Here is a 12,327-nt window from a genome sequence, read left to right as displayed (position 1 = left end):
AGCAGAAGTCTTGTGCGGGATTAAAACAGGCAATCCAGAAACATGCGTTCGCCCACCCCCTGAATGTAGGCCTCAATATGCACCAGGGCCAGCCTTCGCTCCAGGGCCTCGCGTTCGTGGCGGCAGCCGCAAAGCGTGTCTTCAAGTTCCACCACATCACGCACACCAAAATAGTCGCCAAACAGACGCACATCGGCAATCACGCCGTTGCGCACATCCATGCGCACATCCAGCACACCGCCCGGAGTTTTTGTGCTGCGCTCAAAGGCGTAGTTGGGCGAATACCCGTAGTTCCAGTACCACGAGCGGTAGCGCTCTTCTGCCAGTTTTTCGATGGCTTCGATTTCGTCGTCGTGCAGGCTGGTTATTGCTGCATCCTGCCCTTGGGCCACATACTGCATGAGGTAGTCGATGAACTCCTCAATGGGCATGGGCTTGGGCATGAAATCAACAATGTTGCGCACACGCCCGCGCACACTTTTGACAGATTTATCTATATATTTGGCAGGACTGGGTTTAAGAGCTGCGCAAACCGAATCCAGGTCGGCGGCATAGAGCAGGGTTCCGTGGTGCAGCAGGCGATCGCGGTGCGCATGCTGCGCGTTGCCCGAAATTTTGCTCTCTCCCACAACCATGTCGTTACGGCCATTAAATTCGCATGCAACGCCCAGAGCATTGAGCGCGTCGATAATGGGCGTGGCAAAGCGCCTGAAATCGAGCAGGCCCGACTGATTGTGGAGGCTGATAAAGGTAAAGTTGATATTGCCGAGATCGTGAAAGACCGCCCCGCCCCCCGTGAGTCTGCGCACCACGGGAATTCCGTTTTTTTGCACGTAATCCGCGTTGATTTCTGAGTGGCTGTTCTGGTTGCGCCCAACAATAACGGCAGGGCCATTGCGCCACAGCATGAAAATATCCGTGTCGGAATTGTGCAACAGCCACTCTTCTGCCGCCAGATTAAATGGCGCGTCGGTGCATGCATTATAGATGAAACGCATAGTTCCCCCGCAGAGTATGTTTACGGGAAATATCGTATTTTCTACATTTCTCCAACTGTCCACCACAGGCGAACAAAGACGCGTCACACCGAATTTGGGCACACCCGCCCTGCGGCCCGGCACAGCAGAGGCCCTGAACGCGGCTGGCGGTGCGCCACCCATGCCCAGAGCCCCATACCCGTAAACAGTTCTCTAGCAGCCCGCGAATTTGGGCAGGGTATTGGCCCCGTGCGGCAATAATGTTGCCCGCATTTCCTGCCCCTTGTTCAGCTCTTTTGCCAGAGCAAGCGCTTCGTCCAGTGTTCTGGTAATGTGTATGCCTGTTTTGGCAAAGTCTGCGGCATCCATGTCGCTTACCATGATGAGATTGTGCTTTTCGGCAGATTCTGCAAACAGAAATCCCACATAGCTGCCGATGGAAAAGTTTTCGCGCAGGTCTTTTTCGCGCGCTTCCATGGTGTCGAAATCACATATCTGGTGCTGGGTGTCGGGGCTGCCAAAACCCTCTGTGCAGGCAGAGAGAATGATGATGGTTCCGCCCTCGCTCACCACCGCAAGGGCATTGGCCAGGGTTTTGATGGTCTGATAAAAATTGATGTCCTTGGGTGCGCCGCCCGCGCTGGCAATAACCAGCGGTGTGCGCTCGGCCACATTCACTCCGTCGATGGCGTCAACCAGGGCGCAGGCCTCGCGGTGCGCCTGCACCATGTCGCCAGCAACGGCCTTGATGATGTTGTAACTGTCGTCCACCACCACATTGAGCAAAAAGCTGGGTCTGGCCAGCCGGGCCGCTTCTTCAAGATCAGCATGAAAAATATTGCTGTTTTCCATGTTGGCACTGCGCACCGCCGCGTTGGTTCCGCTGCCAAAACCCTCGTTGAGGGCAAGGTTATGGTGACGCTGAATAGTCTCGTAGCTTGCAATGCCGGGCAGCAGATACTTGGGCCCGCCGCCGTAGCCAGCCAGAAAATGGTACACCACGCCGCCAGTAAGAATAATGTGGTCACTCTCCATGGCCACGCGGTTGAACCACACCTCGGTTCCGTGGCTGGTCACGCCCGCCTTGACCATGTCTGCCGTGTCGCGGCATTTGTGGTCGATAACCTCAATGCGTTTGTAAATATCCTCTGAAACAATGGCTATGTGCTCCTCGCGCGACATGGGGCGGTGCGTGCCCGTGGCGGTAAGAATGCGTATGTCGGCATCGCGGATGCCGCATTTGTTCAACCGGCCCACCACGGCTGGAACATAGATATTGGGTGACTGCCACAAACGGGTGGAATCGGGAACGACCACGCACACGGTCTGGCCGGGCTTGAGCATTTCTTCCAGCCGGGGGCTGCCAATGGGGTTGTCCAAAGCCTCGTTGATATGTTCAAGAGCGCTTTTTTGTGGCAGCGCTACTGCATTGGAATGCAGCTCTGCCGCAATAAGCCCGCTATCAAGCCCCACACAAAATTCCCTGTCGCCGTACTTCATGTAATGCTGTGCCATGGATCGCATCCCTGTTTGTTGCCGTGCCGCCCGTAAAGCGCCTGGCGTTGTGCAGTGCTGGCCTTGCGCAGTGCTGGCCCCATACGGGGTCTGTTATGCCTCATGCCGACTTTTGTGAAGAGGACGCCATAGCTGCATTTGGGCAGGGGCGCAGAGCCGATGGCATAGCTACAACGGATCAATGCGCTCTACAGCGTGATGAAAAACATAGGGGTCGGCCACAAGCTCAAAGCGCTCGTCGTCGGGATAATGCACCGCGAGCTGATATTCTTCTCCCGCAAATGCCTTTATGGCATCAAAAGATTCCCATCATGTGGCAAAGAAAAAATGCTCCCATCCGCGAAAGGCCATGCGTTTGACCGCCACCCCAAGGTTTCCGGGAATACTTCTGGCGTGATCCTCGCCCGTCCTGCGCAAATGCACTGCAAATTCCTCGCCCAGAGCCTCTGGAACACAGCCGTGCCACGTTCTGACAATCATATTTTCTCCTGCCTTCCTGCATTTCGGCCTCTGCCAGGGCCTATTGTCAACAAAAATGCCTTGTGATACCCAAACTGCACACCAAAACATTTTGTCAGTGAAAAAATCTGGCACGCTGGCGGCCCCGAGCCCGCGCGCCTGCGGTATTCGGGGCTGTAACCTTGGCATCACCACATCGATTCACACCGGCCTACAGACCCCCCTTTCCTGTCCGCCTTTCAGAACGATTTCTATGCCAGAACGCGGAGAGCGCATATGATCGGGCCCATTGTGAACAGTGGCGGACTTTTCATCGGCGGTGTCATCGGCGTTATTTTTGCCGATATTTTTCCTGAACGGCTCAAAAAGGCGCTGCCTTCCATCTTTGGCGTCATAACCCTGTGCCTGGGCGCAACCCTTGTGGGCAAGGCCACAGCCCTGCCGGTCGTGACGATTTCTCTCATTCTCGGCACCATGGTGGGCGAAATCATCTATGCCGAGGCCCTGCTGCAAAAAGTTCTGCGGGCCATATTTGGCCTGCTGAAAAGCAAACGCATGGGCGATGAAAACTTTTCCCTGATGGTCATAACCCTGGTGGCCGCATTCTGCTTTGGCAGCATGGGCTTTTTGGGGGCCTTTCACGAGGGGCTCACCGGCAAGCCCGACATTCTGCTGACCAAGGCCGCGCTGGACATGTTTACCGGCGTGGTTTTCGGCTCCTTCATGGGCTTTTCCGTAAGCCTTATCGCCCTGCCGCAGTTTGTCATTCTGGCGCTCATCTACATGGGGGCCACCACCATTGCCCCTTTCATGACCCCGGCCATGCTCAACGATTTTACCGCCTGCGGCGGCGTTATCTTTGTGGCAACGGGCCTGCGCATGTGCGATATCAAGATATTCCCCGTCATCAACATGCTGCCCGCCCTGGGCATCATTCTGCCGCTTTCACACCTGTGGGAGCTGTACTTTCCCTTCAAGTAGCTGCCCACTAAGTACTGTTTGTCATCCAACTGCAAAAGCGGGATGGTAAAAGGGAACCTAGAGACTCCGCAGCTCCTTCAGCAGATCGTCCGGCAGATCAATGCTGTTGCTCTGCCGTGCCTGCTGGCTCAGGCCAATGCGCCGGTCACCCGGCAGGCGCGTACCCGGCTGGTCGTTGATATAGGCCAGCAGCTGTTCCACGCGGTCCACAAAGGTTGCCCCAGCACTGGCGGCTGGGTTCATGACCAAAAAGCTCTGCCCAAGACGCGGGGCGGGGCCGTCGGGCGTGAACAGCGACGAAGCCTCAATGGCCAGGGTGGCCCCGGTAAGCGCTGCCGACATTATTTCTACCATCAAGGCCAGGGCGTAGCCCTTGGGGCCGCCAAAAGGGAGCAACGCGCCGTCAAAAGCCTTGGCAGGGTCGCGTGTGGGATTGCCCTGCGCATCCACCGCTGCCCCCTCCGGGATAAGCTCGCCCTTTTTGGCCGCCTGCAAGATTTTGCCACGCGCCAGCAAGCCCATGGAAAGATCAATCACCAGCGGCGGCGCATTCTTGCGGGGGCAGGCCATGGCCAGCGGATTGGTGCCAAACGTCACCTTTGTGCCTCCGTAAGGGGCCAGCGAAGCGGGGCTGTTGGCAAAACCCAGGGCCACAAGACCCTGCTCCGCAAGGTCTGCCACAGGAAAACCCAGCACGCCCGCATGGTGCGAATTGCGCACGGCCAGCAAGGCCACGCCCGATTCTTTTGCCGCCTGGACCGCCACGGGCAGACCGTCGGCAAAAGCCCTGAAGGCAAACCCACAGCGGGCGTCCACTGTCACAACGCCCGGTTTTACGCGCTCTACCAGCGGCACGGCATGGCCGTCCACTTTGCCCGCAGCCGACTGGGCCGCGTAATACGGGATGCGCGAAAATCCGTGCGAGGGCAGGCCTTCCATCTCTGCCCGCAGCAGCGAGGCAATGGTCAGGGAGGCATTGCGCTGCTCCACGTTGTGGGCCATGAGTATTTTTTCGCCCAGAGCTTGTGCTTCTGTAAGGGAAACCGCAGACATATACACTCCAATTCTGGCTTGTTTTACGTATGGTTGCTTGCGCTAAACCGCCTTGTTTGCATAGCAGCATAGGGGGCACAGGCAAAGCAAATTTCGCCCGCTTGAATCGGGGCTTTTCTACCCGCCAGCAATATGTTATAGTTTATACGGCAAGTTGGCTCCCGCCAGACCAGCCTGCCTGTTGAAGCCTGTTGTCAGCGATCATGAATGGCAGTCTTGATTCGCCGCAACCGGCCACAATGTGCCCTGCATGGGGGATTGCGGGCAGCTTTTTTTGTTATGCCAAAAAAAGCTGCTTGACGGCGCGGCCCAGTAGCCATAAGCAAGCTCGCGATAGGCATTGCTGCCGACAGATCCCCCACAAAACGGCAATCAGGGTTGCCGCCCCCTATGGGAAATGCTGCCTCACGCAATGCACCACAAGGAAGGATAATGACGAGCTTCCACGACTTTTTACGCAGTCTTTTTCCCATATGCCGCAGCATAACAGGCAACGGGGTGCGGCAGACGTTGCGCATGTTACAGCAGGAATTGCCCGGTTTAAAAACCTTTGAAGTACCCTCTGGCTCCAAGGTTTTTGACTGGACAATTCCCGACGAATGGAACATCACCGGCGCGCGCCTTACCGGCCCTTCGGGCGAGGTGGTTGCGGATTTTGCCGATACCAATCTGCACGTGATGGGCTATTCCGAGCCGGTGGACTGCACCATTTCGCTTGAAGATCTGCAAGGCCATCTGCATTCCCTGCCCGAAATGCCCAATGCCATTCCCTACATCACATCATACTACGCCCGCCGCTGGGGATTTTGCCTCACGCACGAGCAGCGGCAAAAACTTGCCCCCGGCATGTACCGCGCGGTTATTGATTCCACGCTTGCCCCCGGCAGCCTTACCTACGGCGAGCTTGTGATTCCCGGCCAGTGCGAGAAGGAAATTTTTCTTTCCACCTACATCTGCCATCCCTCTATGGCCAACAACGAGCTTTCGGGCCCGGTGGTGGCCACGGCTCTGGCCCAGTGGGTGGCGCAGCAGCCCCGCCGCTACACCTACCGCTTTGTCTTTGTGCCAGAAACCATCGGCTCCATCACCTACCTGAGCCGCAATTACGAAGCCTTGCGCCGCAATGTGGTGGCCGGTTTCAACCTTACCTGCATGGGCGACGAACGGGCCTATTCGTATCTGCCCAGCCGCAAGGGTGACACCCTGGCAGACAAGGCGGCCCTGCACGTGCTGCGGCACTTTGCGCCCGATTTTATCCGCTACACATTTCTCGACCGCGAAAGCGACGAGCGCCAGTACTGCTCGCCGGGCATTGATCTGCCCCTGTGCAGCGTCATGCGCAGCAAGTACCACGTCTACCCCGAATACCACACCTCGCTGGACGACTGCTCACTGGTTACGCAAAAAGGCCTTGAAGACAGCGTAAACATCATGGCCCGCATTCTTGAGGCGCTGGAAGAAAACGTGGTCTACGAACCGCGCGTGCTGTGCGAGCCGCAGCTGGGCAAGCGGGGCCTGTACCCCACCCTGAGCACCAAGACATCCTGTACCGAGCAGGTCAATCTGATGATGGATCTGCTGGCCTATGCCGACGGCAACACCACACTGCTGGAAGAAGCCGATATCGTGGGGCGGGATATTTTTCGCTGTGCGGAAACCATGCGCAAGCTGGTTGAAAAAGACGTGCTGGCGATCAAAAAATGCTGATCTGCTGAAATGCCGCGCGGCAGGAGCTGATGCCCCTGCCGCGTTTTTGTTTTGCCGCCTCTACAAATCCCAGCCCTGCGCCACGTGTCTGCCTTTTTTATAGCGGAAATCACACACTTTGCCGCCGCTTGCCAAGGTGGTGGTGCGCACAAGCCCCGTGCCTTCTGCCCGCGCAGTGGGAAAATCCACCCGGCAGGGATAGGGAGCAAGCTCTGGCATGCCCAGAGAGGCAAAATACTTCATGAGCCCGCATTCGGTGTAGTCCACACCGATATCAAAATCACGCCCGTCGCCCCTGAATACCGTCTGCACCCAGTCCATGGGATAACGCCGCTGCTGGCTGCGCCGCGCCCAGTCCTGCAAGAGAACAAAATATTCTGGCGTAAAAAAGCGCTGCCCGTTGGCCCGGTAAACATCTTTTTGGGCCTCAAAGCTGTACACGGCAAGATCGTACACAAGCTTGCCCACATCCTGCGCGCTGAAACCGCAGGGGCGCATGGCCGTATACAGTGCCGCATATTGCGGCCCCACCAGAAAGCTGGGGTAGGTGAGGTTTTCTGCCCCGCCAATATCTGGCAGGGGCAACAGGCGGGCATGGGCCTTTCTGGCCTCGGCAAACATGGCGCTCAGCTCCTGCGCGGGGCGCTGCCCGGCCAGCATCTGTTCTGCCCCCGCGCACAGGCCTGCAAATTCGGCCTTGAGGGCCTCGTCGCTCACAGGCTTGCCAATGCCCTGCGCAATGGATGCCAGGGACGGACAGGGCATGAGCAGACAGGCACAGGTTCCGAGAACTAACGAGCAGAATGTGCGGCGGGTACATGGCGTTGGGTGGTGCATGGCGGTTCCCTCGCTGGCGGGGTGCAAAAGAGTTCAGAACATGTTTTACTTATAGCTGCATGCCAAATGTCTGTCCACGCGGCGGTTACGGATGCAATGGATGATTATTTTACAACACGCTGTCTTTACATGATATGTTCTTGGCTAGCACACCATCTTTCAGCGGATATCCTTATTGAAACAGATTTCATACCGTAATACCATATTGACAGTATCACGTAACTGGTTCATGCAAGTCAGCTGTGCTTTATATGCCGTTTTGCTATTTGTAATCACAAAAACACACAGAACTGTTCCATCCGGTCTGGCCTGCCAAGGAGCATGCATGCCAAAGCCCTTTGCTGTAGTGGTGCTGCAACAGCACAGTGTACGCCTTGTGGGCGTGCGCATAAACACCAATTTGCACCAGGCTCCCCAAGACTGCCCCCGCCTGTGGAACGACGTGTTCACCCCCCGCATGCCAGAGCTGAGCGGCAAGGCAGCGCACCTGTATCAGGGCCCCTCCTACGGCGTTTCGGTATTCACCGACCACCAGGGACTGGCCTTTGACTACTGGGCGGCCATGGAAGCCCCAGAAGCATCTGCCCTGCCCGCAGGCATGAGCGAGGTAACAATACCCGACGGGCTTTATGCCTGTTGCCGTATACCCGCCGCTGGCATGCTGCGCGAAGCCTACGACTACATGTACGACGAATGGCCCAACTCGCCCGGTGGCTTTGCCGTGCAGCTCGACATGCCCTGCTTTGAGCGCTACGACAGCCGCTTCTTTCAGTCTGGCACGCACGATGTGTATGTGCCCCTTGCGCCCAACCAGTTCTGACCGCAATTAACGCACACAGCGGGCCCTTTTCACAGCCATGGGCCCGCACCTCTGTACACTCCGCCACCACCCGCACCCAGCCCGCAACCACCCGCGCCTGCCCTTCGCTGCTCCCCGCTGCTCCCCGCAGGGCCGATTTTTTTCTCATCAAATCATGCGCAGCCATGCCTTGCACATATTCCGCCATGCTAATTCAAATTGTTGCATGATTTTGCTGGATATGTGCCAAATTCGCAAAAACGCGCCCGCACAATCCATACTCAAAAAGTAGGCGATAAATTGCACTTTTCGCCGCTCTGTGGCATATTGCGAATTGATTTCAATAATCAGCAACAATCACGCGGGGTCACGTGTTACCCCCTGTGCAGGCGGCTGAAAAGGATACAACCATGAGCCTGACCCGGCGCAATTTTTTGGTGGGCGCAGCCTCTGCTGCGGGTCTTTCTGCGGTAAATCTGGCTGCTGGTCAGCCAGCTGCCAGCCTGGCGGCAGATGCGGCAAACCAAGCCGTTGCTGCGGCTGCCCCGCACACCGAATACGCAACCCTGCTCGACATTGAAAAATGCATCGGCTGCGGCCAATGCGTTGAGGGCTGCCACGAGCGCAACGGCCACCGCTTTCCTGAAGTAAAAAAGCCCATGCCAGCCATGTTTCCGCCCGGAACCAAGGACGAAGACTGGTCTGACAAACGTCATGTGGACGACCGCCTGACCCCCTACAACTGGCTGTATATCGAAAGCGTCACCGTGCAGAAAAACGGCGCACCGCTTGAGCTGCACATTCCCCGGCGTTGCCTGCACTGCACCAACCCGCCCTGTGCAAACCTTTGCCCCTGGGGGGCGGCCAGCAGGCAGCCCGGCACGGGCACGGTGAGCATAGACAGCCAGACCTGTCTTGGCGGGGCCAAATGCCGCACGGTCTGCCCCTGGCACATTCCCCAGCGGCAGTCGGGCGTGGGGCTGTACCTTGACCTTATGCCGAGGTTTGCTGGCAACGGCGTCATGTACAAGTGCGACCGCTGCGCAGACAGCTTTGCCCACGGCCAGCTGCCAGCCTGTGTGGAGGTTTGCCCCCAACAGGTGCAGACTATTGGCCCGCGCAACGAAATTCTCGCCCAGGCCCAAAAACTGGCGCAGGAGCGCGGCGCGTACCTGTACGGTGTGACAGAAAACGGCGGCACAAACACATTCTATCTTTCGCCGGTTCCCTTCAGCGAAATAGCGCAGCAGGCCAAACCCGGCCCCGGCAAGCCCACCATGGGCCCGGTTGCCGATTCTATGGCACAGGCGGGCAACCTCACCCGCATGCTGGTGGCAGCGCCGCTGGCTGGCGTGGCGGGAGCGCTGGTTGTCGCCGCCCGGCAGGGGCAGCCCCTGCCCAAAACCCCGCGCAGCTTGCATGATCCGCAGGTGGATGCCTGCCCCACCGGCGGCCTGCTGAAAAAGCTTTGGGTTGCGGTGGCCCTGCTGCTGGGCTTTACGGGCATGATGCAACTGCCCGTGGCCAGCAGATACGGCATTGCCAAGATCCCCGGCCTTACCTGGACAGGCGATTTTTACACCACCTTGAACATCCACTATGTGCTGGCGGCCCTGCTGCTGGCCCTGGGCTTTTACTGGCTTGTGCTCATGCTGCGCGGCAGGCTGAGGGGGCGGCTGACATTCTGGGGCAAGGTGCGCCTTGGCGTGCTGGGCGTTGTTGTCGCCAGCGGCATGGGCCGCGTTGCCAAAAATCTGCCTTCGATCACGTTTTCGCCGGGAACAACCACCTTTGTGGATCTTGTGCATCTGGGCTTTGCCGTGCTGCTGGGAATTTTGTGTCTGACCCTGTGGCTCAAGGGGCTCGGAGCATGGCGCGAGGATGACTAGAAAAATGCTCTTTGCCTGAACCCCAACAACACCAGAGGGCGGGTATTCTGCAGAATGCCCGCCCTTGTTCTTGCCATCGCTGCCGTATCAGCGGAAAGCGTGCGGGGCTGCGGCAGACACATTACAAGACGCATGGCGGCAGCCACCTCTTGCATCCTTGCGCCCAGATTACGGCCTGCGTGCGGCTTGCGTGCGGCCTGCATGCGGCATGTTGCGGCCCATTGTGCCGCCCCTGCCTCTTCCCGAGTTTAAGCAGTTGCCCCATTGGCCCGGAGACTGCACTTGGCGCGGCCCATGTTTGGCGCTAGGCTCAAAAGATACGGGAGCCCGCACAAATCTGCGGGCCAAATCACCAATCTGCAAGCGAGGCTAACCATGACCATGCCCGCATATTACATTCCCCACGGCGGCGGCCCCTGTTTTTTTATGGACTGGTCACCAGCTGACACGTGGACTGCCCTTGGCAACTGGATGCGCTCCATCCCCGCCAGCCTGCCGCAACCGCCCACGGCGCAGCTTGTATTTTCTGCCCACTGGGAACAGCCAGAATTTACCCTGCTCACCACCGGGCAGCCCGACCTGTATTATGATTATTATGATTTTCCGCCGCATACCTACGATTTGCGGTGGCCAGCCCCCGCAGCGCCAGAACTGTTTGACAGCGTGCGGCAGTGCATGCAGACCGTGGGCATGCCGCTGGCAGAGGACAACACGCGCGACTTTGACCACGGCGTTTTTATTCCCGGCCTGTTGATGTACCCACAGGCGCAGATTCCCACTCTGCAAATATCGCTGCGGCGCGGGCTTGACCCGCAGGAACATCTGGCACTTGGCCGCGCGCTGGCCCCGCTGCGCGACAAAGGCGTGCTGTTTGTGGGCAGCGGCATGAGTTATCACAACATGCGGGCCTTTCGCTACGGCGACAATACACCCATTGAAGGCGCGGAAATTTTCGATGACTGGCTGACAACAACCGTATGCAACCCGCAGCCCGCCCTGCGCAACGCAGCGCTGGCAGAGTGGGAAAAAGCCCCCGGCGCGCGCTTTGCCCACCCGCGCGAGGAACACCTTATCCCCCTTATGGTTATTGCCGGTGCAGCCGGAGCCGCCCAGGGCAAGCTTGCCTGGCATGACAGAGCCATGGGAGCACCACTTTCGGCATTTTCTTTTGATTAAGTGCAATTAATACTTGCACCCACCAGCAAAAGGGTATAATTGATTTCTCCTCATGGGGCTGTAGCTCAGTTGGGAGAGCGCTTGAATGGCATTCAAGAGGTCAAGAGTTCAATTCTCTTCAGCTCCACCATGTAGATAATCAAAACCCCCGATCATTGAAAAATGGTCGGGGGTTTTTGCGTGGCTAATTTTAGTCTGCGTGACATTAAATGCGTTTAGTGCAAAAATAGATTTATTTCTTTGCGAGGTCCGCATGGATAACTCTGTGGGTAGTGACAGTGATTCTGTGAAAATGTGGCTTGATTTTATCAAAAATCGTATAGAACGAACATATGCAAAGCAACGCACATCGGGTGTAACGACATGGATTTTGCTTAGTGTTGTTTTTTATCTTATATCACATGGGTTTGATGCTGTCTTTAATATGCATGAAGGGCAGTTCACTTTTTTCTTGTTATCGCTAACAACATTTGCAAACTTAATATGGCCACTTTTTTATCTTTTGTCTGTTTTAAAAAACCTAAGTTCCCACAAAAAAACTACAATTTTTTTCGGCGTCCAAAATAGCATATACAATGTTGTATGTGGATTTTTCTTTGCACTATTTTTATCCGTTGCCATCTTAAATTGTTATGCAATTTATATAAAAGTAATACCTACCAATAATTTCTTTTATTGGTTTTTCATAATTTTTTACATATTAATTCTTGCTGGCATATTATTCCAAATTGTTTCGAGTATAAAGTATGGCTTTATTGTTGTAAATAATAAATTTGAATTTAATAGGTATGTTGTGTTTTTTAGATTTACGCGGTTTCAAGTTCAAAGTGCAACACCCAGTCCTTGGGTATTGGCGTCTTCTAAAAAAACTTCATAGGGTGTCTTAAACCCAAGGCATTTTCTAGGCCGCCAGTTCAAGCGGCACATTGCCGCT

11 protein-coding genes and 1 tRNA gene are annotated in these 12,327 nt (G+C 56.4%); 7 read left to right on the top strand and 5 right to left on the bottom strand.

What is annotated here, in order from left to right; genetic code table 11:
* Positions 1 to 20: 20 nt before the first annotated feature.
* From ACE3NW_RS04510 to ACE3NW_RS04500, 3 genes are all read right to left on the bottom strand, one after another.
* Positions 21 to 998: a lipoate--protein ligase gene (locus ACE3NW_RS04510; protein ID WP_374280830.1), complete on the bottom strand. Its 978-nt coding sequence runs from the start codon at positions 996 to 998 to the stop codon at positions 21 to 23.
* A gap of 192 nt (positions 999 to 1,190) precedes the next feature.
* The gene (larA, locus tag ACE3NW_RS04505; RefSeq protein WP_374280828.1) at positions 1,191 to 2,492 is read right to left on the bottom strand and encodes a nickel-dependent lactate racemase; all 1,302 of its coding nucleotides are present in this window, start codon (positions 2,490 to 2,492) and stop codon (positions 1,191 to 1,193) included.
* A gap of 309 nt (positions 2,493 to 2,801) precedes the next feature.
* Positions 2,802 to 2,972, bottom strand: a complete 171-nt coding sequence (locus ACE3NW_RS04500; protein WP_374280826.1) for a hypothetical protein — start codon at positions 2,970 to 2,972, stop codon at positions 2,802 to 2,804.
* 255 nt (positions 2,973 to 3,227) lie between these two features.
* Between ACE3NW_RS04500 and ACE3NW_RS04495 the strand changes: the two genes are divergently transcribed.
* Positions 3,228 to 3,932 (top strand): DUF554 domain-containing protein, encoded by a 705-nt coding sequence (locus ACE3NW_RS04495; RefSeq protein WP_374280824.1) that lies wholly within the window; start codon positions 3,228 to 3,230, stop codon positions 3,930 to 3,932.
* 57 nt (positions 3,933 to 3,989) lie between these two features.
* Here the strand turns inward: ACE3NW_RS04495 and ACE3NW_RS04490 are convergent, their stop codons facing one another.
* Complete coding sequence (locus tag ACE3NW_RS04490) at positions 3,990 to 4,985, bottom strand: Ldh family oxidoreductase (RefSeq protein ID WP_374280822.1); 996 nt, start codon at positions 4,983 to 4,985, stop codon at positions 3,990 to 3,992.
* A 432-nt stretch (positions 4,986 to 5,417) separates the two neighbouring features.
* On the opposite strand from ACE3NW_RS04490, the gene ACE3NW_RS04485 reads away from it, so the two are divergent.
* Positions 5,418 to 6,692 carry a DUF4910 domain-containing protein gene (locus ACE3NW_RS04485; RefSeq protein WP_374280820.1) on the top strand — a complete coding sequence of 425 codons (1,275 nt, stop codon included), beginning with the start codon at positions 5,418 to 5,420 and terminating at the stop codon, positions 6,690 to 6,692.
* Positions 6,693 to 6,752: 60 nt separating this feature from the next.
* Here ACE3NW_RS04485 and ACE3NW_RS04480 read toward each other — a convergent pair whose 3' ends face one another.
* Positions 6,753 to 7,529, bottom strand: coding sequence for an L-2-amino-thiazoline-4-carboxylic acid hydrolase (locus ACE3NW_RS04480; RefSeq protein ID WP_374280818.1), 777 nt, complete (start codon positions 7,527 to 7,529; stop codon positions 6,753 to 6,755).
* Positions 7,530 to 7,854: 325 nt separating this feature from the next.
* On the opposite strand from ACE3NW_RS04480, the gene ACE3NW_RS04475 reads away from it, so the two are divergent.
* The 5 genes from ACE3NW_RS04475 (at position 7,855) to ACE3NW_RS04455 (ending at position 12,270) form a co-directional block, all read left to right on the top strand.
* Positions 7,855 to 8,349, top strand: coding sequence for a GyrI-like domain-containing protein (locus ACE3NW_RS04475; RefSeq protein WP_374280816.1), 495 nt, complete (start codon positions 7,855 to 7,857; stop codon positions 8,347 to 8,349).
* A gap of 389 nt (positions 8,350 to 8,738) precedes the next feature.
* Positions 8,739 to 10,217 carry a 4Fe-4S dicluster domain-containing protein gene (locus ACE3NW_RS04470; protein ID WP_374280814.1) on the top strand — a complete coding sequence of 493 codons (1,479 nt, stop codon included), beginning with the start codon at positions 8,739 to 8,741 and terminating at the stop codon, positions 10,215 to 10,217.
* A 375-nt stretch (positions 10,218 to 10,592) separates the two neighbouring features.
* The gene (locus ACE3NW_RS04465) at positions 10,593 to 11,393 is read left to right on the top strand and encodes a class III extradiol ring-cleavage dioxygenase (protein WP_374280812.1); all 801 of its coding nucleotides are present in this window, start codon (positions 10,593 to 10,595) and stop codon (positions 11,391 to 11,393) included.
* Between the two features lie 54 nt (positions 11,394 to 11,447).
* Positions 11,448 to 11,523, top strand: a tRNA-Ala gene (locus tag ACE3NW_RS04460).
* Positions 11,524 to 11,646: 123 nt separating this feature from the next.
* Complete coding sequence (locus ACE3NW_RS04455) at positions 11,647 to 12,270, top strand: hypothetical protein (RefSeq protein WP_374280810.1); 624 nt, start codon at positions 11,647 to 11,649, stop codon at positions 12,268 to 12,270.
* Positions 12,271 to 12,327: the final 57 nt, after the last annotated feature.

It is taken from the genome of Desulfovibrio sp., assembly GCF_041907885.1.
GTDB lineage: Bacteria > Desulfobacterota > Desulfovibrionia > Desulfovibrionales > Desulfovibrionaceae > Desulfovibrio.
Note: the sequence above shows the minus strand (reverse complement) of the source record. Positions and strands in the feature narration are given on the sequence as shown.